Origin of the sequence: Spirosoma spitsbergense DSM 19989, assembly GCF_000374085.1 — a bacterium.
GTDB lineage: Bacteria > Bacteroidota > Bacteroidia > Cytophagales > Spirosomataceae > Spirosoma > Spirosoma spitsbergense.
The window spans coordinates 1-24,661 of record NZ_KB893594.1 but is presented as its reverse complement, the minus strand read 5'-3'; the positions used below and the strand labels follow the sequence as shown (position 1 = coordinate 24,661).

Annotated in this window: 19 protein-coding genes and 1 pseudogene; 12 read left to right on the top strand and 8 right to left on the bottom strand. The window is 51.1% G+C overall.

The genetic code is table 11. The annotated features are described in order from the left end of the window. Positions 1–50: 50 nt before the first annotated feature. From B157_RS0129515 to cobA, 4 genes are all read right to left on the bottom strand, one after another. Positions 51–3,659 carry a nitrate reductase gene (locus tag B157_RS0129515; protein ID WP_026309056.1) on the bottom strand — a complete coding sequence of 1,203 codons (3,609 nt, stop codon included), beginning with the start codon at positions 3,657–3,659 and terminating at the stop codon, positions 51–53. A 112-nt stretch (positions 3,660–3,771) separates the two neighbouring features. After that, positions 3,772–5,070 carry a NarK family nitrate/nitrite MFS transporter gene (locus B157_RS0129510; protein ID WP_020606913.1) on the bottom strand — a complete coding sequence of 433 codons (1,299 nt, stop codon included), beginning with the start codon at positions 5,068–5,070 and terminating at the stop codon, positions 3,772–3,774. 40 nt (positions 5,071–5,110) lie between these two features. Next, a complete protein-coding gene (locus tag B157_RS0129505) occupies positions 5,111–6,601 on the bottom strand; it encodes an alginate export family protein (RefSeq protein ID WP_020606912.1) in 1,491 nt (496 codons plus the stop codon). Positions 6,602–7,061: 460 nt separating this feature from the next. Next, entirely contained in the window at positions 7,062–7,820 is a 759-nt protein-coding gene (gene cobA / locus B157_RS0129500) for a uroporphyrinogen-III C-methyltransferase (RefSeq protein ID WP_020606911.1), read from the bottom strand. A gap of 277 nt (positions 7,821–8,097) precedes the next feature. On the opposite strand from cobA, the gene nirB reads away from it, so the two are divergent. The 4 genes from nirB to B157_RS0129480 all read left to right on the top strand — a co-directional run bounded on the left by nirB (position 8,098) and on the right by B157_RS0129480 (position 13,341). Continuing rightward, positions 8,098–10,617 (top strand): nitrite reductase large subunit NirB, encoded by a 2,520-nt coding sequence (gene nirB / locus B157_RS0129495; protein WP_020606910.1) that lies wholly within the window; start codon positions 8,098–8,100, stop codon positions 10,615–10,617. Positions 10,618–10,691: 74 nt separating this feature from the next. Further along, positions 10,692–11,045 carry a nitrite reductase small subunit NirD gene (nirD, locus tag B157_RS0129490; RefSeq protein WP_026309055.1) on the top strand — a complete coding sequence of 118 codons (354 nt, stop codon included), beginning with the start codon at positions 10,692–10,694 and terminating at the stop codon, positions 11,043–11,045. A gap of 47 nt (positions 11,046–11,092) precedes the next feature. Continuing rightward, positions 11,093–12,661 (top strand): ATP-binding protein, encoded by a 1,569-nt coding sequence (locus B157_RS0129485; RefSeq protein WP_084761885.1) that lies wholly within the window; start codon positions 11,093–11,095, stop codon positions 12,659–12,661. A gap of 2 nt (positions 12,662–12,663) precedes the next feature. Then, the gene (locus B157_RS0129480; RefSeq protein WP_020606907.1) at positions 12,664–13,341 is read left to right on the top strand and encodes a response regulator transcription factor; all 678 of its coding nucleotides are present in this window, start codon (positions 12,664–12,666) and stop codon (positions 13,339–13,341) included. 7 nt (positions 13,342–13,348) lie between these two features. Here B157_RS0129480 and B157_RS0129475 read toward each other — a convergent pair whose 3' ends face one another. Both B157_RS0129475 and B157_RS0129470 read right to left on the bottom strand, forming a co-directional pair. Further along, a complete protein-coding gene (locus B157_RS0129475; protein ID WP_041952327.1) occupies positions 13,349–14,506 on the bottom strand; it encodes an acyltransferase family protein in 1,158 nt (385 codons plus the stop codon). A 47-nt stretch (positions 14,507–14,553) separates the two neighbouring features. After that, entirely contained in the window at positions 14,554–15,327 is a 774-nt protein-coding gene (locus B157_RS0129470; RefSeq protein WP_020606905.1) for a hypothetical protein, read from the bottom strand. A gap of 331 nt (positions 15,328–15,658) precedes the next feature. Between B157_RS0129470 and B157_RS0129465 the strand changes: the two genes are divergently transcribed. Together B157_RS0129465 and B157_RS0129460 are read left to right on the top strand one after the other, a co-directional pair. Further along, on the top strand, positions 15,659–15,970 hold the full coding sequence (locus tag B157_RS0129465) for a type II toxin-antitoxin system HigB family toxin (RefSeq protein WP_020606904.1): 312 nt from the start codon (positions 15,659–15,661) through the stop codon (positions 15,968–15,970). Positions 15,971–15,980: 10 nt separating this feature from the next. Beyond that, complete coding sequence (locus B157_RS0129460; RefSeq protein WP_020606903.1) at positions 15,981–16,361, top strand: helix-turn-helix domain-containing protein; 381 nt, start codon at positions 15,981–15,983, stop codon at positions 16,359–16,361. 172 nt (positions 16,362–16,533) lie between these two features. Here the strand turns inward: B157_RS0129460 and B157_RS0129455 are convergent, their stop codons facing one another. Both B157_RS0129455 and B157_RS0129450 read right to left on the bottom strand, forming a co-directional pair. Continuing rightward, positions 16,534–18,507: a glucosamine-6-phosphate deaminase gene (locus tag B157_RS0129455; protein ID WP_020606902.1), complete on the bottom strand. Its 1,974-nt coding sequence runs from the start codon at positions 18,505–18,507 to the stop codon at positions 16,534–16,536. Positions 18,508–18,708: 201 nt separating this feature from the next. Further along, positions 18,709–19,854 carry a Gfo/Idh/MocA family protein gene (locus B157_RS0129450; RefSeq protein WP_020606901.1) on the bottom strand — a complete coding sequence of 382 codons (1,146 nt, stop codon included), beginning with the start codon at positions 19,852–19,854 and terminating at the stop codon, positions 18,709–18,711. Between the two features lie 136 nt (positions 19,855–19,990). Between B157_RS0129450 and B157_RS0129445 the strand changes: the two genes are divergently transcribed. The 6 genes and pseudogenes from B157_RS0129445 to B157_RS38635 all read left to right on the top strand — a co-directional run. Beyond that, positions 19,991–20,488 carry a (2Fe-2S)-binding protein gene (locus B157_RS0129445; RefSeq protein ID WP_020606900.1) on the top strand — a complete coding sequence of 166 codons (498 nt, stop codon included), beginning with the start codon at positions 19,991–19,993 and terminating at the stop codon, positions 20,486–20,488. Then, positions 20,485–22,668, top strand: a complete 2,184-nt coding sequence (locus tag B157_RS0129440; RefSeq protein ID WP_020606899.1) for a xanthine dehydrogenase family protein molybdopterin-binding subunit — start codon at positions 20,485–20,487, stop codon at positions 22,666–22,668. The genes B157_RS0129445 and B157_RS0129440 overlap by 4 nt, the downstream gene beginning before the upstream one ends. Positions 22,669–22,681: 13 nt before the next feature. Continuing rightward, the gene (locus B157_RS0129435; RefSeq protein WP_020606898.1) at positions 22,682–23,287 is read left to right on the top strand and encodes a nucleotidyltransferase family protein; all 606 of its coding nucleotides are present in this window, start codon (positions 22,682–22,684) and stop codon (positions 23,285–23,287) included. Between the two features lie 5 nt (positions 23,288–23,292). Continuing rightward, on the top strand, positions 23,293–23,709 hold the full coding sequence (ruvX, locus tag B157_RS0129430) for a Holliday junction resolvase RuvX (protein WP_020606897.1): 417 nt from the start codon (positions 23,293–23,295) through the stop codon (positions 23,707–23,709). Positions 23,710–23,798: 89 nt separating this feature from the next. After that, complete coding sequence (gene def, locus B157_RS0129425; RefSeq protein WP_020606896.1) at positions 23,799–24,371, top strand: peptide deformylase; 573 nt, start codon at positions 23,799–23,801, stop codon at positions 24,369–24,371. A 57-nt stretch (positions 24,372–24,428) separates the two neighbouring features. Next, a pseudogene (locus tag B157_RS38635) lies at positions 24,429–24,661 on the top strand (hypothetical protein); the annotation flags it as partial.

Below are 24,661 nucleotides of genomic sequence, written 5' to 3'. Positions count from 1 at the left end.
TAAAGAGTGAAAGTGCGAAAGAATGAAAGTGCGAAAAAGGCTTGGTTCCATTACGGAACGGTTTGTCCACTCTTTCGCACTTTCATTCTTTCGCTCATTAAGTCAAGTATACTCCGCACTTCGGGTCGGCACGAGCCACAGCCGGTTCCGGCACCCGTTTGCTGGCAGAGCTGCTGAAAATCGGCACAACCAGCCTGAATAGCCCGTTCCAGATTTCCCTGCCCGACACTGTTACAGGAACAAACCAGCTTGCCCGCTACGGGGTCCACTTTTTTACTGGCCCGCAGTAGTTGTAACCGTTTGTCGGACAGTTCGAGTCCGCTGGCAATGAGTTCACGAAACTCAGCGAATTCATTTTTGTCGCCGACCAGCACGGCCCCCACCAGTTTATCACCCTGCACGATGCACTTCTTGTAATAGCGCTTCGCTTTATCGATGAAGATGATTTCCTCGTAATCACTACCCCCTGCCCCCGTCGGCACTTCGGTAATTCCCATACTACAGAGGTGCAGGCCCTCCATTTTGAGAATACTAATGGCCAGGCTACCCCGGTATGGTTCCGCAATGTCGCCCGCCATGAACCGGGCAGCCGCTTCGGCCTGCTGCTCGGCAGCCAGGGTGATACCCCACATCTGCCCGTTCCACTGCGCCACTTCGCCAGCGGCAAAAATAGCCGGGTCAGAGGTTTGTAGGTAATCATTAACCACTACCCCGCGGTTGCAAACCAGGCCCGCTGCCTGAGCGAGTTCCGTATTGGGCACGGTACCAATGGCAATAACCACCGCCTGACAGGCAATCTGTTTGCCGGAGTTCAGTCGCACACCCGCAACGCAATCCGTTCCTATATAAGTCTGAACTTCTTCGTTGAAGTAAATATCGACTCCGCGATCAATAAGCTCCAGATAGAACAGCTCACTAGCCATGGGGTCCAGCTGACGCTCCAGGAACCGGCCCGCCCGCTGGATAACGGTTACCCGAACGCCAATCTGCCGCAGGGAAGCGGCTAATTCCAGCCCCAGCAAGCCACCACCTACAATGACAGTAACCGGCGGTTCGGCCGATGTACCGCCCGATGGATTCAGGAAAGGCATGAGCGAGTCGGCATCCAGCCGGGAACGCATATTGAAAATACCGGGCAGATTCGGTATACTTTTAGGCATAAACGCCCGACTACCGGTACCAAGCAGAATTTTATCGTAGCTATGCTCGACACCTTCGGTATCCGTTACAACCTTCGCCTTCCGGTCAATGTGGGCAATACCCACCCCTTTGTGCACAATGATGCGGGCTTCGTCGAACTGGTCTTCGCGCAGTTTGACGAGCTGCTCCCACGATTGCGCCCCGCTGATGTAATCGGGCAGTAATACGCGGTTGTAGAACGGAAAAATTTCTTTGGAAAAGACATGCAGCTCATCTTCGACCGGCATCTCGGTACGGCCCGACTTCATTGAGCGATACGCATTGATAAAACCCAACCCTGCCGACCCGGCCCCGATGATAATAATCTTCTCGACCGGCTTTTTGTACGGCATAACCTCTACCGCCGTAAACTTAAAATCGGGCTCTTTTGATCGCGGGTCGACCAGGGAATTGGTCAGGTTATTGGCGCGATTCAGGTTGGTATTCAACGCATCACCAGATCGTTTTTTGCCCCAGTGCATTGGCAGGAAACAAAGGCCGGGCCTAACATCGTCCGTCAGTTGCACTTTCACGCGTACCTCGCCCCTACGCCCCTGCACCGTTACCAGTTGACCATCCAGAATACTCCGCGCACCGGCATCGGTCGGGTTTAGTTGTAAAAAAGGCTGCGGACTGTACTGATTGAGTTTTGCCACCCGCCCCGTTTTGGTCATGGTGTGCCACTGGTCGCGGATACGGCCAGTAGTTAATACAAGCGGAAAGTCCTCATCAGTCGGCTCCGACGTGTTCTCATCGGGTACAGCGTGAATTTTAGCCCGACCATTTGCCGTGTAAAATTTGTGGTCGGAGAAGAGCCGGGGCGTTCCTGCATTCCCCGGCTGACGGTTCTCTTTTTTCCTATCCTCTACCGGAAAAGGCCACTGCACCGTCCGCCTTTTCTTTAGCAGGGCATAATTTACGCCGGTTATATCGACGTTTGTGCCAGCCGTCAGTTGGGCGTATTCATCGTACACTTCCGATGGGCTGGTGTAGTTAAATGCATTACCAAACCCCATTTTCTGAGCAAACCGCCAGATAATTTCGGAATCGGGTAATGCTTCTCCGGGGGCATCGATGATTTTAGGCAGGTGCGCAATCCGGCGTTCGGCATTGGTCATCGTCCCTTCTTTTTCGAGCCATGCCGCAGCGGGAAGTACCACATCGGCAAACTGTACGGTATCGGCCCGGCTCGACACGTCCTGCACAACCACAAAGCGGGCGCTTTTCAAAGCACCCTCGGTCGTGTTGACATCTGGCATACTCACCAATGGATTGGTGTTGATAATCCAGATAGCTTTTAACCGGTCGTCGGTTAAGGCTTCGAACATTTCAGTGGCTGTAAGACCGGGTTTGTCGGCGATTTTTACTGGTCCGTTCCAGAAGGTTTCGACTTCGGCGCGGTGGGCCGCGTTGGTTACGTCGCGGTGGGCAGGTAGAATGTTGGCTAACCCTCCCGTTTCGCGCCCCCCCATTGCGTTAGGCTGTCCCGTAAGTGAGAATGGCCCGTTGCCGGGTGTACCAATTCGGCCCGTAATCAGATGTAGATTGATGAGCGACAGGTTTTTATTGACGCCAATGGCCGACTGGTTCAACCCCATCGTCCAGAGCGACAGAAAGCCTTTTGATGCACCAATCCAGTGGGCTGCCTGCCGAATACTTTTTGCCGGAATTCCGCACAGGTCGGCAGCTTCGTCGATCGTACGCAGCATCACCTGTTCCTGATAGGCCGTGAAGCCATCAGCGTGGTTGGTAATAAAGTCGAGGTCAATTTTGCCGTTTTCAATCAGTAACCGGCCAAGAGCATTATTGAGTACAATATCGGTGCCGGGGCGGATGGGCAGATGCAAATCCGACGAACGGGCAGTGTCTGTCTTTCGGGGGTCGACAGTAATGATTTTAACGTGCGGGTTAGCCGCTTTATGCGCTTCCACCCGACGCCAGAGAACAGGGTGGCACCAGGCGGGGTTGGCACCCTGGACCAGAAAAATATCAGCCTCTTCAATATCATCGTAACAAACCGGTACCGAATCCTCCCCCAGCGACAACTTGTATCCAACCACCGCCGACGACATGCACAAGCGGGAGTTGGTGTCGATATTATTGGATCCGATAAACCCCTTAATGAGTTTATTGACCAGATAATACTCTTCCGTCAGGCACTGCCCCGACACGTAGAACGCAACAGAATCGGGACCGTATTTCTGGATGAGCGTTCTGAAAACGGCAGCCGTACGTTCCAGTGCCGCATCCCAGCTAACCCGTTGCATCGGCATGTTGCGGTTACCCCGCATCTGCGGATACAGCAGCCGGTCGGACTGATCCATGACGGTGTAATGCAGATTCATCCCCTTCGAGCACAGCAATCCCCGGTTAGAGGGATGTTCTTTATCACCCTCGACGGTTAACCGCCCTTGCTGCTCCTGTTTGACCACGATTCCGCAACCAACACCACAATAACAACAGGTAGTTTGATGAGTCATAACATTGAAATGAATAATGTAAAATGGATAATGAATAATGTCAGGCAGAACAAACGCACACGTCAGATTATTAATGCATTAGGCATCTTACATTATTCATTATCCATTAAATTCAAGCTGTCTGCAATTCCGATTCGGCGGGTTCTATAACAACGGCTTTGTTGAAATTGACCAGAAACAGCAGCACACCCACCACGGCTACCACAGCGCCGATGTACAGAAATGCCTGACCATAACTGATGTTTTGTGACTTGAACAGGAAGCCCATCAGCATACCGCCCACGTTACCACCCGCCCCCACTACACCCGAAATAACACCAACGGCTTTGGGATTCACGAATGGCACAATGGCATACGTGCTGCCGTTCGACATTTTCAGGAACAGGGCAAAGGTCAGCATGGACGCGATGGCCAGGGGCAGGCTACCCGCCTGAGCGAACAGCATGATACCAACGCCTTCCATCAGCAACAGGCCTGCCAGCAGTACCCCTTTACCGCGCATACCGTATTTGTTACCTACTTTATCGGCGACGATACCACCCAGCGCACGGGCGAAGATGTTCATGAAACCAAACAGCATGGCCCAGAAACCAGCTTCGGTCTGCTCCATCTTGAAATTGTCGAAGAAATACAGAGCAGCTACGCCATCAAACGTAATTTCCATCCCGAAGCAGCAGGCGTAAGCCAGTGCCAGGGCCCACACACGCATGTCGGAGCAGGCTTTCCAGAAGCCAACCGATTCGCTTTTTTCCACCGTCCGGTCAAGCTCATCGAAATTACCCTGTGGTGTGTCAGTGGTATAGCGGTAGTATAGGTACGCCATGATAAGCATCATCACACCCGGTACAATCATGGCGTACCGCCAGGCTTCTGGTTTAGTGTAGCCGAAGCCAACAATCACCGCCATGATAAGGGGCATAGCTAACTGAGTAATACCACCACCCAGGTTACCCCATCCACCCGTCAGGGCATTGACCGTGCCTTTGATTTTGGGCGCGAACATCATTGAGGTATGATACTGCGTGATAACGAACGAGGCACCGATAGTACCAATGGCCAGACGGAACAGCAGGAATGAGGTGTAATCGTGCGCAAGCCCAACCAGCATAACGGGTAATGACCCTATCACCAGCAGCGCGGTGTAGGTTTTGCGGGGTCCCCAGGTGTCGCAGAGCTTACCCACCAGAAGGCGGGCAAAAATAGTAGCTGACACGGCTGCGATAATAATATTACCAATCTGGGGTTTAGTCAGCCCCAGGTCTTCCCGAATAGCAGGCATGAGCGGAGCCAGACCAAACCAGCCGAAGAAACAGATAAAGAAGGCAATCCAGGTCAGGTGAAAGGTTCGCATCTGGACGCCTTTCAGGCTGAAGATGTTAATTTTTTCGAGTGGTGTATTCGATACATTCATGATTTCCTAGATGTTTAAGGTTGTTCAAAAAATAGGTTTCTTACTTTTTGGGGGCGTTGGCGGCAAAAAAATCGGGGCGAATGTTAATCATCAGATAGGCCCAGGTACCCACCTTATCTTTCTGATTCATCGTTCCCTGTTTGGTATATTCAAGCGTATTGGTGCCACTCATGATGGCGTAACCACCTTCAACCGTCGTGAACTTATTGAGGGAATAAGTAGCCGTCAGGTCGTACTCCATGCCCAATTTGGCCGAGAGGGGGGTTGTCGAAGCCGCATCGGGCAATTTATTGTACACGGTACTGGCCAGCGCAAAATAATGCGCGTCGAAACTGGTTGTCAGTCGCTTGCCCGTATATTTTACTTTCAGGTAACCGTCTTTCAGCCCGCCCGATGGAGAGCCGGTACCGGCGTAGAAATAGTCCATCAGCCCCCAGAACTTGTGAGGAGTGCCGTACAACGGGTCGAAGCGGCTGGTTTGCCCGGCACTGATGGTGGCATCGTTCGTACCCGACATTACTTCGTAACCCGGCCCGAGACTCAATGGACCGCGCTGAAACATCAGGTTAGCCCCGTAGTGATAAGCTTTTTTGATTTGCAGTCCATCCCGGTCTTTACCCCCCTGCCCGTAGGCAAATGCCTGCCACGCAATCGGCAGACTCGTACCAGCCAGTCCGGTCAGCATAGCCCCGTAGGTTACCCGGGAATTCGTACCCGAAACGTCATAACGGCGGCCATATACGTAACCATTGGTAGCGGACCCAAGCGAGTCTAGCCGGTACTTTTGGAAGTTGTCATTGAAGAACAGCGCAGAGAACTTCGTCTTATTAAACTTGTGCGCCAGGTAAATCATATTGAATGATTTGAACTGCTGATTTTGGCCGTTGGTACTCACGGCATTGGCCAGCACGGGTGCTCCTCCTTTGGTAGCTGTGGGGATAAATCCAGCCGGAATGGCCAGCGTCACACTTTTGGTAGAGAGCGCCGATGCAGGTACGTTACCGGGTGTATAATACGTCCCGCTTACGCCAAATCCATCCGTATTCTGATTAAATCCGGTACCCAGGTCCAGCTGCCAGCCTTTATGCTGCGCTTTCAATAGAGCCGCATCAAACCGACGGGCCTGTTGTAGCCAGTCCAGATTACCGATTAGGCGTGAATCGTCGTACACCATTTCCTGTCGCCCAATTTTCAGCGATAGGTAGTCGATTGGGGTAAATTTCATGGTCGTATCGGCGCGATTGATGAGCGCAACATCGGCCCATGCTTCGTGAACCATGAGCTTGTTCCCATCCGCGTTCGAGATTGTAGAGGCATCCTGCCCCCAAACCCGAACATCCTGAATGGCCATACCAAACGTGATCCGGTCCCACTTATAGCCGAACGTCAGTCGTGCCCGCTGCGAGGTAAAAGCCGCTGCCTGGCTACCCGTCACGGGTAGATTACCAACACCATTCCGGATTTCGGTGCGGGTACGTAGCTGACCAATCAGGGAAAACTGTGCATTGGCCTGCGGCAGTATGCCCACCATAAATGCGCACAAAAAGAATAATCGTATGAGGTATGACTTTTCCATTTTAGTAAAAATCGTAAAGGAGTAAATGATTGAAAGAGTTGCCCTAGACCGTGTTTTCTGACTGGTAAGGCCATGGCAACGGGCTATTTTCTTTTCTCAGAATTAGTGTAGCAGGAAGTGCGTCCGCACAGCATCCCCTTACCCACGCCAGCGTAGTAAAATCAGGCTGTTAGTAAATCAGGAGACAGTGGTTGGGCGTTGAGAATCGAGTGATTCAAGCTAACAGGTTACCCAACCCTAAAGAAAGCAGATTTGCTTTACGTGTTTTTTTTCATTTTCTTTGAATCGTTTGTGTTTTTCGCATAAACAAAACCCTGATTTAGCCGATCCAAAGGTGCCCCCACACCGGATCGGCTTTTTTTGTTTGGTAGTCATTGATCATAAAAACAACGAATGACAACCAAATGGCGCACCGCTAATGACTATAAACGACGCTCTGCAAACAGGCCGATAAATAGGATGGATGCAGCGTAACTACCTCGCCGATGATGAGCACAGCGGGTGCCCCCACACCCTGCTCTGCTACCAACTGCGGAATAGTCCAGACCTGGCCAATGACGCACTGTTCATCAGGCCGCGTTCCGTTTTGTACGACTGCCATTGGCAAATGACCGCGTCCGGCCTGACAGTACATGGCACATAATTCGTTTATTTTCCCTAAGCCCATCAGAACCACGATGGTAGCGTTCGATTGAACGGCTAGTTTCAGATCGTCCGACAATTCTCCGTTTCGGGTGGTACCGGTAATGACCCAGAAACTTTCGCTGACACCCCGGCTGGTAACCGGAATTCCCTGTGATGCCGGTACGGCAATACAACTCGATACGCCCGACACTACTTCGCAGGCAATCCCATACTGACGGACGTAGTTACTTTCTTCGTAGCCCCGTCCAAACACGTAGGGGTCTCCCCCCTTGAGCCGAACAACGTGTCCATGCTCCTGCGCCAGCCGGACGATCAGCCGGTTGATCTCGCCCTGCGGGAAGGATATCCTTCCGGCCCGTTTGCCCACATACATTTTCAATGCACGTTCAGGCGCAAATTCCAATAATGTACTATTGGCTAGGTCGTCGTATAAAACGACATCGGCCTGTTGAAGCGTCCTGATTCCTTTTAAGGTAATCAATTCGCCGTCGCCGGGACCCGCCCCCACGAGTGTTAGCTTTGGCTGCATCTGACTTTCCTTTTAGTGCTTATAGTAGTATAGTACTATTTTTAGTAAAACCCTACTATTGCGTTTTGACAGTTCAAAAGTAGAGATCAAATTTGTAAAAACAAGTCTTTTCCAAAAAAACATCTTTGTAAATAAAGTTTTTACAGAATAATAAGTTAGGAAATCACGAAAACACCTCTTACTTTTGACTTGTCTTTTTCGGGGGAAACAAGGCGCTTTTATTAAATTAGTACAATTATAAGTCAGGGTTTTCATAATTTTATAGTTACTTATAACTATGATCACAAACAAAAAAAGCAATGTCGTTGTCATAGGCAATGGCATGGTTGGCTATAAGTTCTGCGAAAAACTCATAGCCAAAGACAAAAACAGCGAGCGATTTGCCCTAACCGTTTTTGGTGAAGAGCCCCGGGTTGCCTACGACCGCGTTCATTTGAGCGCCTACTTCGACGGTAAAACTGCCGAAGACCTGACGATGGCGCCACTTGACTGGTACATCGACAATGGCATTCAACTATACCTCTCTGACCCGGTTGTCGATATAGACCGGGAGCGGAAACAAATCCGGTCGCACCACGGGGTTGTTGTCCCGTACGATTACCTGATTCTGGCTACCGGGTCTGGTGCTTTTGTCCCACCCCTTAGCGGTGTGGAGAAAGATGGCGTATTCGTTTACCGAACCATCGAAGACCTGGACCTGATACAGTCTCACGCGCGCAGAGCCCGTAAAGGAGCGGTATTGGGTGGTGGTTTGCTGGGTCTTGAAGCTGCCAAGGCCCTACTCGATTTAGGGTTGGAAGAAGCCCACGTGGTTGAATTTGCCCCGCGCCTGATGCCCCGGCAACTAGATGATGCGGGTTCGGGCGTTTTACAGCGTCAGCTCGAATCACTGGGTTTACATATTCACCTGGCCAAAAGTACCCAAGAAATCACCGGCGACGATGCCATAACGGGCATGCAGTTTACCGATGGCTCTTTCCTGGAAGTTGATATGCTGGTAATTTCGGCCGGTATCCGTCCCCGCGATGAACTGGCCAGGTTATCAGGCCTGGAAACACACCCACGCGGGGGTATTGTGGTGGATAACTTCCTGCAAACATCCGACCCATCCATTTTTGCCATTGGTGAATGCGCCGTTGCCCACCACATGATTTACGGGCTGGTGGCACCCGGCTACGAAATGGCAGAGGTGGTGGCCGCCCGGATGATGGGCGACGAAAAGGAGTTTAAACCGTACGATATGTCGACCAAGCTGAAACTGATTGGTACCGATGTTGGCTCTTTCGGGAATCCGTTCGCTACCGAGCCGGAGTGCCGGACGGTTGTTTACGAGAACAGGGCGAAGGGCGTTTACAAGCGCATAAATATATCGGCAGACGGTAAAGAGTTACTGGGTGGTATTCTGGTGGGCGATGCCGATCAGTATAACATGCTGTTGCAAACCTGCAAGAACAAAACCATCCTGCCACCCAACTCCGAAGACCTGATTCTGGGTTCGCGTGGAGGTGAGGAAGCCGGAGCAGGCGTTATGAGCCTGCCCGACGATGCGATTATATGCTCCTGCGAGGCTATCACAAAAGCCATGCTGTGCCATGAAATTGGGGAGAATGGCAACGATACCATCGATCTGCTCAAAAAGGCAACCAAAGCCTGCACGGGCTGCGGGGGCTGTACACCCATGGTAAAAGACATCATTCAGGGGGTGCAGAAAGAAAAAGGCGTGTACGTTCGGAACATCCTCTGCGAGCACTTCGATTTTACGCGGCAGGAATTATTCGATCTGGTGAAGATCAATGGGCTGAAAACCTACACCTCCGTTCTGAATACATTCGGAAAAGGGGATGGTTGCGAAGTCTGCAAACCAGCTACTGCGTCTATTCTGGCAAGTTTGTGGAACGAAAATATCCTGGCAAAAGACCGGGCACCCATTCAGGACTCCAACGACCGTTTTCTGGCCAACATTCAGCGGGGTGGTACGTATTCGGTGGTGCCCCGCATAGCCGGTGGCGAAATTTCCCCCGAAAAACTGATCGTGCTGGGGCAGGTAGCGCAGAAATATGGCCTTTATACCAAAATCACGGGCGGGCAGCGTATCGACCTGTTCGGAGCGCACGTCGGCGATTTACCGAAAATATGGGAAGAGCTCATCGTGGCGGGTTTTGAGAGCGGTCATGCATACGGCAAATCCCTGCGGACGGTGAAGAGCTGCGTCGGCACTACCTGGTGCCGGTACGGCGTTCAGGACTCCGTTACGTTTGCCATCGAACTGGAAAACCGGTACAAAGGCCTACGGTCGCCCCATAAGCTCAAATCCGGCGTATCGGGTTGCACCCGGGAGTGCGCCGAAGCACAAAGTAAGGATTTCGGCCTTATCGCCACCGATAAAGGCTGGAATGTGTACGTATGCGGCAACGGGGGCACCAAGCCCCAGCACGCCCAACTGCTGGTTTCCGATGTAGATAAGGATACAGCCGTCAAATTACTCGACCGGTTCCTGATGTTCTACGTAAAAACGGCGGACCCACTCGCCCGCACGGCTACCTGGCTGAATAAAATGGAAGGCGGAATAACCTACCTGAAAGCCGTTGTTGTGGATGACGTACTGGGCATTGGGGCCGAACTGGAACGCGAACTGCAACTCATTGTGGATACGTACGCCTGCGAGTGGAAAGAAGTAGTGGAGAACCCTGATCTCCGCAAGCGGTTCTCCCACTTCGTTAATGAGCCGGAAGTGAAAGACCCTACCGTGCAGTTTGAACCCCTGCGCAACCAGGTAAAAGCCAGAGAGTGGGCGTAAATGCTTTCAGTCCTGTAAATCAGTCAAATGGGTTATCGAATATTAATCTGATACACCGCAAACTTATCGAAGCAATGGAAGTAACAGCGATACATAAAGACAAATATACCTGGCTGGCAGCCTGCCCGGTCAACAGTGTTCCGGAAGATGGCGGTGCCTGCGTACTGCTCAATGGGCAGCAGATTGCCCTATTTAATTTCACCCGCCGGGGCGAATGGTATGCCACCACCAACGAATGTCCGCACCGTCAGCAAATGGCGCTTTCGCGGGGTATGATTGGTAGCCTGGGCAATGAACCGAAAGTAGCCTGTCCTTTTCACAAAAAGACATTCTCACTCAAAACCGGGGAGTGCCTGAATGATGAGGGCTACCAGATTACCACTTTTCCCATTAAAGTGGAGGACGGCGTGGTGTATGTAGGCGTTTGAAAAAGTCTGTCGTTTTTGGTTTACGGTTTCTGATTACGCAATACAATATGAACCAACTTATTAGCGAACCGGAGGAACACATCGCGGAACCAGAAACCGTAAGCCGAATACCGGAGGTCGATCCTTTCAAGAATCAGCTCGATCGGCAGGTGGCCAGTCGACTAACCCGATTTTACGTTATTGCACTCACGATTCTGGCGGTGTTATCAATAAGCGGCCTCCTGTTTATCCGGCAAACACTAAGCACCCACTATGACGATGGGCGGGTTGTCAACGTAGCCGGACTGCAACGGATGCTCAGTCAGCGTCTAACCAAGTTAGCCCTACTACGAACCCAAGGCCTGACTACGGCTGACACCGTTTCGTTTGATTCATTATTGAGTGCCTGGGCCCTGAATCATGCTCAGTTGCGAAACGGCGTTCTGCGAATGGAGAAAAACTATACCGTTCGGAAAAGTCCTCAGCTGGAACGCATGTTAGCCAAGATTGAGCCAGCATTTCAGTCGATGTACCAAAGTTTTAGCCGGATCAATAACCCGAATACTACGCCAGCTGACCGGGAAGTGGCTCTTGCGGTAATTCTTCGGGACGAAGTGGCTTTTCTTGGACAGATGAACGACATCGTTTTTCAGTTCGATACCGAAAGTTTCGGACGCGTAAAACAGCTGGAGCGTATTGAATGGGTATTGACCATCGCTACCCTGCTGACCCTTCTTATTGAAGGTCTGTTCGTATTCCGGCCCGTTGTTACGCACACCAAAAAAGTTATCAACCGGCTGAGAAGGTCAGAAATGTCGTTACAACAAGCCAACAACCGGCTGGAAATCAGCAATCGGGAAGTAAGGGCCACCAATGAAAATCTTGCCTTTACGAACCGTAAATTAGTAGAGACCCAGCAGGAACTGATTCGAACAACGGAAGAAAAGTACCAGTTGAAACTGTCCGAAGAAACAATCCGGTCGGCAGCCCTGCTGGAGGGTCAGGAAGAAGAACGACGGCGCTTTGCCCGCGAACTACACGACGGCATCGGCCAGATGCTGACCGGGGTGAAACTGCATGCCGAAAAGCTGAAATCATCCGTGATCCTGGATGACGATAAGCAACGGCAGCGATTTGCAGAACTTTGCAACCTGATTGCCGACATTATCCACACCACCCGGCAGGTTTCCTACAATTTGATGCCCTCCACCCTGAGCGATTTTGGGTTAGGTCCTACGCTACAATTACTGGCTCAGCAAACAGGGCGTTCGTCAGGAATCAATATAATTTTTACGGGAACAAGTGACGTGAAGCGATTGAGTCCGGCGATGGAAATTGGATTATATCGCATCGCGCAGGAAGCCCTGCACAATGCCATAAAATATGCGGCTGCTCAAACAATATGTATCAATTTGTTACAGGATAGCCATAAATTAGTGCTCTCAGTTGAAGACGACGGTAAAGGATTCACCCTGAAGGCTGATCGCCGGAAAGAAAAATCTGTACGGATCGTTAATGGTCTCGACAATATGCGAACAAGATCCAAGCTGCTCAACGGTGATTTTACCATCAGATCAAAGCCCAAGAAGGGAACGCATGTTCAGGTAAGCATTGATTTATCAGCCAACACGCACTAGCTATGTCGATACAAATTCTAATTACCGATGACCATTCTGTGGTCAGAAAAGGAATTCGGACTTTATTGGAAGATGAAGTTGATATGCAAATAGTGGGCGAAGCCTCAGATGGCGACGAAGCGATTGCGTTTCTTTCCAAAACAATACCCGATGTAGTATTAATGGACATTACCATGCCCCGGATGTCGGGAATTGAGGCACTGAAAGTTATTTCCCAGCAGTATCCCAAGGTACGAACGCTGATGTTCAGTATGCACAACAACCCGGAGTACATCCTGAAATCCGTTCAGCACGGGGCTGCGGGGTATTTGCTGAAAGATAGCGGACACGAAGAAATATTGCGGGCCGTCCGCACCGTGGTTAAAGGGGATCTGTACTATCCGCCCAATGCGTCGTCAGTCATTATCCAGCACCTGGTATTGCCAAACAACGTTCAGCGGAAGGAAGAGAAAGCATCTCCCAATAAAAAGACATCCATCTGGAATAAAATCACCTCCCGCGAAGCCCAGGTCCTGACCTGCCTGATCGACGGCATGAGCAGCCCCGAAATTGGCGAACGTTTCGGAATAAGTCCCAATACGGTAGCCAACCAGCGGGCCAGTATTCTTCGGAAAGCCGGTGTAAAAACAACCGTCGACCTGATCAGGCAGGCCCTGCAAGAAAAAAAGGGAGAGAATTAGCGAAAGCTTATACCTTGATAATTACCTGTTTCCGGTACATCCACCACAGGATCACGAACCAGATACCTACAAACGTTAAGGCACCGGCGAGTGACGCATTTTTAGGGTCGGCAAACGGAGGAGCAATGAACGTGCGGAAAAGGTATTGCTGCAATCCCACTTCGGTACCATCCGGTTTGGTAACGTGAATCAGGTTCATCATGCGCGGAATCAGCCCCGACAAAAAGAAAACGGTGATGGCATTGACACCGAACGCCACAATCGGCAGTACACCCTTCTTTCGGTTTTTCACGTCAATCAGCCAGTAGCAGAGGGCCAGCCCGATCATAGCCAGGCCACCGGCCAGCAACACGTACGAACTGGTCCAAAGGGCTTTGTTGATGGGAAAGAAACCTCCCCAGATCAGCCCCCCCAGAGTAGTTAGACAGCCTGCCGTAAAAAGCCCGGCCGCCTTCTCCATGGCCACCCGATTACTGCGCAGCCAGGCTCCGGCTAGCATACCCAATAAACCGGTACCTATAGCAGGGAGTGTGCTCAACAACCCTTCCGGGTCCCATACTTTGGCGGGTTTATAAACGTGGGCAGGAGTCAGAATGACCCGGTCGAACCAGGCCGACAAATTACTTTCGGGCTCTAAATTAGCATAACCTACCCCCGGCACCGGAACAACCGTTAACAACAGGCAGTAACTAACCAGTATGCCAATAAGCAGGTACAGTTGCTGGCGTGGGGTAGTTTTCAGAAAAATAAAGGAACAGGCCAGATATACCAGGGCAATTCGCTGCAACACGCCCATAATCCGAACCGTAGTAAGATCGAACTTCGGGAAAAAATTCAGGAAAAATCCCAGCATAAACAACGTAACACTCCGTTTCACAATCTTGCCGAGCACCCCTTTTTGCACGTCGTCAAACCGACCCAGCGCAAAGGTGATGGATACGCCAACAATGAACAGGAAGAAGGGGAAGATCAGGTCGGTAGGCGTCCAGCCATTCCAGGGAGCATGTTCCAGTGGCGCGTATATATGCCCCCAGTCCCCCGGATTATTGACCAGAATCATAGCCGCCACCGTCAGGCCCCGAAAGAAATCGAGCGAGAGCAGACGCTCCGTATGGGCTTCATTCGGTAAAGTAAGACCAGGGCGAGTCGAAACGGAAGGTTGCATAATGGCCGAAAAGGTTTCCCGAAGATACAAACAATAAAAGAATGGAATCAACTGAACACTTTTGCCAGTTTTTTTTCCAGATCCTTTTCCAGTTTCAGCAGGCCTTCGGCGTTGGGCAGGTAAGTAAGTGCCCGGTGGTGCCGTAAATCAAACGGAATATCACCTACCGACTGTGTAATGGGAATAACCAGTTTACCCAGCGTATGCGCCACCCCGGTTTCGTAAAACACGTTAGGATTTCGGTCGGTGAAGTCGGTAATGACCGCCCTCGAGGTAAAAATCAGATCGAATACATCCTGAATCAGGATACTGTTATCCCAGATATCATCGGCCCGTTTGCAGTCGATACCGAGTGTGGTGCATACGTTCCGGATGGCCGTGTAGGTGGCGGAGAATTTCCCGTCAAAAGGCATCATCACCGACAACCGATTCGGTTCGACCGGCTTATCGGGAATACGAAACACATCAGGGGCAAATGTAATGACCTGATCTGGCGGATTTGACTGAACTGTCGATACAAAAGCCGATGCCACGGGTACCATCTGTTTCATACCCGCTTTTCGCCCCTCAACGTACCGCTCTATTTCAGCCAGATTGATCGTTCCGTCGGCAATGAGTTTCGAAAGCACCTGCAAACTATTACCGTCGTAATCGTCGTCGCGAAAATCCAGACTACGTAACAGGCGGGGGTGGTCTTCAATCAGGTCGACATTGTCCGTCAGGTAAGCCACCCGAAACCAGTCAGCTTTCGTAAAATATGCCCTGACAAATTCATGTAACGCAAAAAGCCGGGCCGTTCGTTGTTTTGTTTCTTTCGTCATAACGCACAGTAGAACTCACGCAAAAGAAGTTACCTTATAATACATCTATCATATATAACTGCAATAATATTCAAATTTCGTATCATAAAAAATACAGTCTAGCTAAAATAAAAAGCCATCCCGGTTAAGAGATGGCTTTTAAATCGGTAAAATGCCCGGTTATAACTTCTAAAACCGCCAGCGCACGAAGGCTTCCATTGCTTCGTACTCGGCTACTATTTACTCTAAACTGACTTTGCACATATTTACCAAATCGGGAACTTGCTTTCCATTATTCTTCGTTCCCACACTGGGAACTACAACCGATGATGAGAAACCGAAACAAAGCCGGATGAAGCAAAAACAGATGAGGGTAGTTAAAATCAAAACTCTGAGAGACTTCTGGGAACAAGAACCCAATGCAAAAGTAGGGCTCCAGCTTTGGTATAGAAAAATAACCAGTCGTCGCTGGCAGAATGCAAACGAACTAATAGCTAATTTTCCCGGAGCCGATGTAGTAGGTAATAACCGGATTATTTTTAACATTCGTCACAACGACTACCGGCTGATTGTGAAGTTCCAGTACGAAATTCAAATCTGTTACATCCGCTTTGTGGGGACCCATAAAGAGTACGATAAGCTCAACGATATAAGCAATTTATAACGCAAACTCAATGGAAGCTAAAGCAGCACTGAACTACGTGGCCCGTCCTATCAAAACGGAGGAGCAATACGACGAAGCCATCGCCCTGATTGATGAACTCGTTGATGCCGAAGTGGGTACTCCCGAACTGGAGCTGCTGGAATTAGTCAGCATCCTCGTACACGATTACGAGCAGCAACTATTTCCCATTGGCGAGATAGACCCTATTGATGCCATCAGGTATCAGATGGCAGAATTGGGCGTAACAACGACTGAGATAGCCGACTTGGTAGGCGGTAAAAGTCGCCTGTCTGAGTTGCTCAACCGGAAACGTCCGCTCTCCGTTCGCCAGGTTAAAGCGTTGTCGAGCCGTTTGGCTATTCCTGCTGATGTTTTGCTGTCGATAGCGTGAAAAGCATCTTTGAATCGTCTGGAATAAGTTCGACGTCGAAGAAAATGGCAAGACGCGATTGATACGTGTTGAGGTTATCTATGTTCTCATGGTAAATAGAAAATCCTGCTCAGCCTTATTAAATGCTGAGCAGGATTTTCTATTTAGGGTACGTTGCTTTTTACAGTTACGCTTAAAACCGCCAGCGCACGAAGGCTTCCATGGCCTCATACTCGGCTAGTCCCAGGCGGTTGTACAGCTCAGCGGTATCCCGGTTGCGGTCTTCGGCACGTTGCCAGAATTCGCGGGAGTCGGTTCCCTGATACACCACGCCATCCTTCTGCGACTGATGTTTGAAGATGCCAAGCCGCTTTTTCATCACCTGGTCGGGCGACATCGGTACGGCCATCTCGATTTCGTGAATATCCCACTCGGCCCAGGCTCCGCGGTACAGCCATACCCAGCAGTCTTTCATGAAGTTTTTATGGCTCAGGCGACGGATAGCTTCCAGTACGGCATCCAGACACACTTTGTGCGTGCCGTGTGGATCGGCAAGGTCACCGGCGGCATAGATTTGATGGGGCTTTACCTCTTCAATCAGTGCCATGGTAATCTTGACATCTTCTTCGCTCAATGGCTTTTTCGCGACCGTACCTGTTTCGTAAAAAGGCATGTTCATGAAGTGCGCCTGTTCAACCGGTATGCCTACAAAGCGACAGGTTGACTTGGCTTCGCCCATTCGAATTAATCCCTTCACGTACCGTACTTCGGCCGTGTCCATCTCGGTATCCCCTTTATCGCGGAGCGATTTAGCCGCATCCTGGAAAATCCGGGTGGCTTCGGGGCTTTTGATGCCAAATTTTGTATTAAAGTCAACTACATAATCGGCGAAACGCAGGGCTTCATCATCCGCTACAGCAATGTTGCCCGATGTCTGGTAGCCGATGTGTACTTCGTGTTCCTGGTCAACAAGGCGCTGGAAGGTCCCCCCCATCGAGATAATGTCATCATCGGGATGAGGGCTGAAAATCAGGCAGCGTTTGTGAGTGGGCAGAGCGCGTTCGGGCCGGTTGGTATCGTCGGCGTTGGGTTTACCGCCCGGCCAGCCGGTAATAGTATGCTGAAGCTGGTTGAATACGTCGATGTTAATGTCATACGCCTGCCCGTACTGCGCCAGCAGGTCACTCATACCGTTGTCGTTATAATCCCGGTCGGTGAGTTTCAGGATTGGCTTGCGGAGTGTTAAGGACAGGTGCGTAACCGCCTTTTTCTTCATCCGGTTATCCCACACGACGGAATCCACCAGCCAGGGTGTTTTCATGCGAGTTAATTCAGACGCAGCCGCTTCGTCAATCACGAACAGCGAGTTCGGATGGGTTTGGAGGTAGGAGGCCGGATTCAGCTCCGTTACCAGCCCTTCCACCGCACCCCGAATAACGGGCGCTTTACGCTCACCCCAGGCCAGCAATACCACCCGGCGGGCACCCAGAATACTCGATACGCCCATCGTAATGGCTTTACGGGGTGTTTTGGGTAATCCACCAAAATCAGCTGAAGCAGCCGCCCGCGTGGAGTTATCCAGCATCATCAGGCGGGTGTGGGAGTTAATGAGCGACCCCGGTTCATTAAAACCAATGTGGCCGTTACCACCAATACCCAGCAACTGAAAATCGAGACCGCCAGCGGCTTCAATTTCGGCTTCGTACTTTTTGGTGAACTCACTTACCTTATCCGGGCGGAGTGTACCGTCGGGTACATGATAATTTCCCTTCGGTATATCGACGTGGTCGAATAACTGCTCCCGCATAAACCGCCAGTAACTCTGCAACGAGTTAGGCTCCATTGGGTAGTACTCATCCAGGTTAAACGAAACGACATTGTGGAAACTCAGTCCCTCCTCCCGGTGCATCCGAATCAGTTCGGCGTAGACCGTTTTGGGCGATGAGCCGGTAGCGAGACCCAAAATACAGGGTTTACCTTCGCTTTGTTTCTGACGAATCAGGCTGGCAATTTCCTGCGCTACTGCCCGGGAGGCATCTTTAGCGTCGGCATAGATGTGCGTCGGAATTTTTTCGTACGTAATAGCCGACTGAATAGGGCCACCGGTAGGCTGCTCGACCGGTGCTATACCGTTCGGATTTTCGAGTGTAGGAGACTCCGTTATCATGATGCGTTAGGCGGAGAAAAGATATGACCGTACAAATGTCTAAAAAAAATCAGGTAGTTTCCAGCGATTCGACCAAAAGGGTTGTATATTTTTAAAATTTTTTATTAATTCAACATTCCCCCATTTATTCCAAAGACCCGGAAGCGGACCCGATTACCAAGGACCGGGTTACGACTGACCCACCTACGCGTTATAACTGCTCTATTCACGCGCCATCCGGTCAGCTACTACGGCCGTTTCGAGTGAGGTAAGTCCATTCTGTTCTGTTACAATACGGTGCGTATCGGGGTGATGAATCGACATCGTCTGATCGCGGAACATAAGCCGGAGCAGTTCACTATAGATGTGCTGTTTCTCGTCGCCGAAGCCGAATTTCAGTTCAATCTGCTGGTAAGCCTCAAAGGTTTTGTGCCGCCCGCGTAACATCCGGTCTTTCCCACCGATGTTGGCCGTTACATTGAGCTGGGCACCCGGAAACAGGTCCATCAGGGCGCGGGTGGTCTCCTCGTCCACTACGCAGCGCATCACCATCCGGGTGGGCACCCATTCATACAAGGTAATATCGCCCCGCTCAAAGAGCAGTCGCATCTCCTGCCGGTCCATGCGCCCGGTCTGCGTGAAGCCGTGGTAGAAATTGACCAGCTTTTTTCCTGTTGCTTCATCACCATATTCGACCGTGGCCTGTACCTGATCTTCTATATCATCGGAATCAGGCCGTTTCAAAATCTGCGACGCAACAACTTTCCCTTCGCCCAGCCAGCCGGCAAACATGTCGAAAAAGTGAACTCCATGTTCAATGAAAATACCACCCGACTTCTCCCGGTCCCAGAACCAGTGTTCAGGAGCCAGTCCTTCGTCACCAGCGTAGTTCTCGAAATAACCGTGCAGGAACTCACCCAGTAGGTTTTTATCAATCAAGTGCTTCACCCGCGCAAACATTGGGTTGTACCGCTGCATGAGGTTCGTTACCATCAGCAGGCCTTTTTGCTTCGCCAGTGCCAGCATCTCCTCGCCCTGTTCGGAATTCATGGCCAGTGGCTTTTCACAAATAACGTGCTTGCCGGCATTCAGGGCCAGCATGGACTGCTCATAGTGCAGAAAGGGAGGGGTAGCAATGTAAATGAGGTCAACCTCCGGGTGATTCACCAGTTCTTCCAAGCTACCCAACTGCTCCGCACCAAACCGTTTGGCCACAGCAATGGCCTCTTCCCGCTTCGAGCCAGCGATGGCCACCAGTCTTGTGTGTGGAACCTGTAAAAACTGCTGAACGGCAAACAGGCCGAAGCCGCCCATACCGATAACACCGATACCAATTTCGCGTACATCTGTCGCGTCTGTATTTGTCATATTCTAGGTTGTATACAGCAAATCAACCATTTACAGGTGGCTTATGTTGGAAGAAAACTATTTCTCCGGTAATTTAGCCATCTGTAGGCGTAGCCCTGCCCAATAACTTAATCAGCAAGATTTCTTTAGCGCTACTATGGCATCCTTTAAATTAACTATTAATAATCAGCCGCATACGGTGGACGTTGAGCCAACGATGCCGCTACTGTGGGCCATCCGCGACGTAGTCGGGCTGACCGGCACCAAGTTCGGCTGTGGCATTGCGCAATGCGGAGCCTGTACGGTACACCTGGATGGCAACCCGATCCGGTCGTGTAGCTACCCGGTATCGGCAGCGGCAGGCCATAAGATTACCACGATTGAAGGTATTTCCAAAAATGCCGACCACCCGGTACAGAAAGCCTGGGTTGAGCATCAGGTGCCCCAATGTGGCTATTGCCAGTCAGGACAAATCATGTCGGCGGTGGCCCTGCTGAAGCAAACGCCCAAACCAACCGATGCGGATATCGACACTGCCATGCAGGGAAATATTTGCCGCTGCGGGACTTATAACCGCGTTCGTGCCGCCATTCATACGGCTTCGGGCGAGATGGCCAACCTTCCTAAATCAACCCCTAAAGTCGGTAAACGATGAGTCAGAAACCAACCCAAACAAACGAATCCCGCCGGGATTTCCTGAAGGCGGCTGGTCTGACCGGAGCGGCTTTTGCCCTCGGCCTTACCACCAATAACGTTCACGCCAGCCCGGTACTGAACCTGAGTGCTCTACCCGAATCGGTTGAGTTGACGCCGTATATCCTGATTGAAAAATCGGGCAAAATAACCATTATGAATCCCCGGCCGGAAATTGGGCAGGGCACCTTTCAGGCAATTCCGGCCCTGATTGCCGAAGAACTGGAAGTTCCGCTGGACAAAGTGACCATCCGGCAAACCGGGGGTGAAACTAAGTTCGGGGGTATGTGGTCGCAGGCCGTAGGGGGTAGTGGCTCCGTTCGGGGTGGCTATCTGTCCATGCGCAAAGTAGGAGCCTCAGCCCGCGAGATGCTCATCAAAGCCGCCAGCGACCAGTGGACAGTACCCGTTGCCGAATGCGTTGCCGAAAACGCAACCATCATCCATAAACCTTCGGGCAGAAAACTTACTTACGGTCAACTGGCCGAGACAGCCGCAAAGCTACCGGTTCCCAAAGAACCCAAACTAAAAGACCCGGCGCACTTTACCATGCTGGGTAAACCAATGCCCCGCCCTGATGTACCACTCAAAGTAACTGGTCAGGCGACGTTTGGTATTGACTCCAAAGTACCCAATATGGTATATGCGTCCATTGAACGCAGTCCAATTCTGGGAAGCAAGCTCGTTAGTTTCGATGCGGCTCAGGCGTTAAAGATTAAAGGGGTGAAACAGGCGGTGAAGGTGGAGCGCGTAGTAGGTAAAAATCACTACCAGGGTGTTGCCGTCATTGCCGATAATTACTGGGCCGCACTACAGGGCCGTAAAGCACTCAAGGTTACCTGGGACCATCAGGGTTACGATACCTTCAACTCGGTCGATTTTGAAAAGCAGTTGCGCGATTTGGCCAAATCAGATGGCGTCATCGGCCACAATACGGGCGACTTTGACAAGACATTTGCCGAGAGTCCGAATCAGCTTGAGGCCTTCTACGAAACGCCTATACTGAGTCACTCCACAATGGAGCCGATGAATGCGCTGGCTCATTATCAGCCTGACGGAAAAGTAACGCTGTGGCTATCCACGCAGGGCGGAGACCTGACCCGGCAGGAGGTAGCCAAAGTGCTGGGTGTGCCCATGGATAATGTTACGGTGCATGTGCAATTCAATGGCGGTGGCTTTGGTCGGCGGATTACGCAGGATTTTGCCAGCGAGGCAGCCATGCTCTCCAAAACGATTGGCAAACCCGTGAAGGTTATCTGGACGCGGGAGGACGATACGCAGCTTGGCCCCTTCCGCCCCATGACGTTTTCGGCGATGCGGGGTGCCCTGTCGGCAGACGGTAAAGCGGTTGCCCTGCAACACAAAGTCATTGCTCCGTCTATCGACGCGACGATGAACGAGACCTACGATAAAACCAAGCCCGACGGCACCATGCTGGAGGGCACCAACGAACAGAAATACGCCATTCCGAATCTCAACACCCGGTATGTTCATGCAGATATTCATATCCCAATGACCTACTGGCGGTCGGTAACGAGTTCGACGTTAGCCTTTGCCCACGAATGTTTTCTGGACGAAATGGCGCACAAAGCCGGGCAGGACCCAATGGCCTTCCGGCTGTCGATGCTGTCGAAAGACTCCGATACGAAACGGGTACTGGAGAAACTGAAAGAGGTATCGGGCTGGGACACTCCCCTCCCGGCCGGAAAAGGGCGTGGCGTGGCCCAGTGGGATTTCTTCGCCGGGCTGGCGGGTCAGGTGGTGGAAGTATCGAAGACTAAAGATGGCGGCCTGACCGTCGATAAAGTATACTGCGTCATCGACCTCGGTACAGTGGTAAACCCCGACACCGTGAAGGCACAGGTGGAAGGTTCGGTAGCGATGGCCCTGACAGCCGCCCTGAAAGACGGCATAACCTTTGAGAAGGGGCAGGCCGTGCAAGCCAACTTCGACAAGAATAGGATGCTGCGCATTAATGAGATGCCCATAGTGGAAGTCCACATCCTGGCCGAAGGCGGACCAACCATCAAAGGCGTTGGCGAGCCGGGTTTACCACCTCTGGCACCCGCACTGGCCAATGCCGTTTTTGCCGCTACGGGTACCCGCATCCGCCGGTTACCGTTCGATCTGGAGAAAGTGTAGGCGGGTTTTAAGCATGCATATCGCAACCATTATTCTGGCAGCCGGTAGTTCCAGCCGTCTCGGAGAGCCTAAACAACTACTAACGAATAACGGCAAAACGCTGGTCCGACAAATAACCGAAACGGCCCTGTCTCTTCAGACGGGGCCGGTTATTATTGTACTGGGTGCCAATCAGGCGCGCATCCAGGCAGAACTGGCTGGCTTGCCAGTTCAACTGATTCAGAATCCAGGCTGGCAGGAAGGGATGGCTTCGTCATTACGGACTGGCCTGAACTGCCTCCCCGATACCGCCATTGACAGCTTTCTGGTATTACTCACCGACCAGCCTTTTGTGACTCCTGCCCTGCTACAGGAACTCATAGATACCCGGCAGAAAACGAATCGGGGTATTGTGGCATGCCAGTATGGGGAAGCCGATTTTTTGGGCGTTCCGGCCCTGTTTGCCAGTCGGTATCGATCCGAATTCATGAATTTATCGGGCGATGTAGGGGCCCGCAAGCTAATAAAACAACATGTCGATGACTGTGCAGCGGTACCGTTTCCATTGGCTACCGTTGATTTGGATACGAAGCAGGATGTAGAAAACTGGCAATCCCCCCGTTCCTCCTTACCTTTGTAACAGAAATGGCCAGACTTTTAGCAATCGACTACGGTGCCAAGCGTACCGGCATCGCCGTAACAGACCCGTTACAGTTAATTGCGTCGGCGCTGGAAACGGTGCCGTCGCACGAAGTACTGAAATTCCTGAAAACCTACGTTGTTCGGGAGCCGGTCGATGCGTTTATCGTTGGATTGCCAAAGGGGCTGGATGGGCTGGATACCGACAATACGCCCAGGGTCAGAAAGTTTGTGACGCACTTACAAAATGCCCTGCCCGATATTCCTGTTCACTGGCACGACGAGCGATTTACATCCGTTATGGCGCTTCAGGCTATGATTTCGAACGGAAGTACCAAAAAAGACCGTCGCCAGAAAGGGAACATCGATAAAATAAGCGCGGCCATTATTCTTCAGTCATTTATGGAAAGCAAAAAAGAATAATAAATGATGAATAATAAAGGATGAATTGTGTGTACTGTGATAGCTGTTCATTCCTTATCATTTATCATTTATCATTCATCATTCAAACTATGATTCTCCCTATTGTTGCTTATGGTGACCCTATTCTTCGGAAGCGGGCTAAAATTATTGAACCAGGAACCCTTGATGTAAAGGCGTTGAGCGAAACCATGTTCGAAACAATGTACGCAGCATCGGGTGTAGGACTGGCGGCTCCGCAGATCGGGCAGAGCATCCGCATGTTCGTGGTCGATGGCGAACCCCTGAATGAGGATGAACCGGAAGAGGACATCGACAAAACCCTGATTGGGTTCAAGAAGGTATTTATCAACCCCGAAATCATTGAAGAAGCAGGCGACGACTGGGACTTTGAAGAAGGTTGCCTGAGTATTCCGGGTATCCGGGGTGAAGTGCGTCGGCCCGAGATTATCGTGATTCGGTATATAGATGCCGACTGGAACGAACACGAAGAAGAATACGAAGGCATGGCAGCCCGTATCATCCAGCACGAATACGACCACCTCGACGGTAAGTTATTTACCGATTACCTGCCCACCCTCCGCCGAACCCTCATCAAGAAAAAACTGGCCGATATTACCAAAGGCAAGACTGACGCTGAGTATAAAATGAAATTTCCGAAATAATGAACAATAGAGATTAAGTCAATTTGATTGTTTATCTACACACGCGACCTTTGCCTGATGAAATCGACCCAATGGCGAACCAACCCCACTCGTTTTTTGGCTATGACAGGCTATACCATCGAGCAGTTTGATGCACTCTTGCCCTTCTTTGAAGAGGCCCATGATGACTATCTTCAACGATTTTACCTTGATGGCAAGCCCAGAGAGGGCTACAGACGCTTTGTCTTGTACCAAAACAGTCCCCTGCCTACCCACGCCGAACGACTCATTTTTGTGCTGACTTCCCTTAA

Coding starts and splice junctions, on each gene's coding strand:
- B157_RS0129515 (WP_026309056.1), bottom strand. CDS start 3,659: ATGACTCATCAAACTACCTGTTGTTATTGTGGTGTTGGTTGCGGAATC.
- B157_RS0129510 (WP_020606913.1), bottom strand. CDS start 5,070: ATGAATGTATCGAATACACCACTCGAAAAAATTAACATCTTCAGCCTG.
- B157_RS0129505 (WP_020606912.1), bottom strand. CDS start 6,601: ATGGTGGGCATACTGCCGCAGGCCAATGCACAGTTTTCCCTGATTGGT.
- cobA (WP_020606911.1), bottom strand. CDS start 7,820: ATGCAGCCAAAGCTAACACTCGTGGGGGCGGGTCCCGGCGACGGCGAA.
- nirB (WP_020606910.1), top strand. CDS start 8,098: ATGATCACAAACAAAAAAAGCAATGTCGTTGTCATAGGCAATGGCATG.
- nirD (WP_026309055.1), top strand. CDS start 10,692: ATGGAAGTAACAGCGATACATAAAGACAAATATACCTGGCTGGCAGCC.
- B157_RS0129485 (WP_084761885.1), top strand. CDS start 11,093: ATGAACCAACTTATTAGCGAACCGGAGGAACACATCGCGGAACCAGAA.
- B157_RS0129480 (WP_020606907.1), top strand. CDS start 12,664: ATGTCGATACAAATTCTAATTACCGATGACCATTCTGTGGTCAGAAAA.
- B157_RS0129475 (WP_041952327.1), bottom strand. CDS start 14,506: ATGCAACCTTCCGTTTCGACTCGCCCTGGTCTTACTTTACCGAATGAA.
- B157_RS0129470 (WP_020606905.1), bottom strand. CDS start 15,327: ATGACGAAAGAAACAAAACAACGAACGGCCCGGCTTTTTGCGTTACAT.
- B157_RS0129465 (WP_020606904.1), top strand. CDS start 15,659: ATGAAGCAAAAACAGATGAGGGTAGTTAAAATCAAAACTCTGAGAGAC.
- B157_RS0129460 (WP_020606903.1), top strand. CDS start 15,981: ATGGAAGCTAAAGCAGCACTGAACTACGTGGCCCGTCCTATCAAAACG.
- B157_RS0129455 (WP_020606902.1), bottom strand. CDS start 18,507: ATGATAACGGAGTCTCCTACACTCGAAAATCCGAACGGTATAGCACCG.
- B157_RS0129450 (WP_020606901.1), bottom strand. CDS start 19,854: ATGACAAATACAGACGCGACAGATGTACGCGAAATTGGTATCGGTGTT.
- B157_RS0129445 (WP_020606900.1), top strand. CDS start 19,991: ATGGCATCCTTTAAATTAACTATTAATAATCAGCCGCATACGGTGGAC.
- B157_RS0129440 (WP_020606899.1), top strand. CDS start 20,485: ATGAGTCAGAAACCAACCCAAACAAACGAATCCCGCCGGGATTTCCTG.
- B157_RS0129435 (WP_020606898.1), top strand. CDS start 22,682: ATGCATATCGCAACCATTATTCTGGCAGCCGGTAGTTCCAGCCGTCTC.
- ruvX (WP_020606897.1), top strand. CDS start 23,293: ATGGCCAGACTTTTAGCAATCGACTACGGTGCCAAGCGTACCGGCATC.
- def (WP_020606896.1), top strand. CDS start 23,799: ATGATTCTCCCTATTGTTGCTTATGGTGACCCTATTCTTCGGAAGCGG.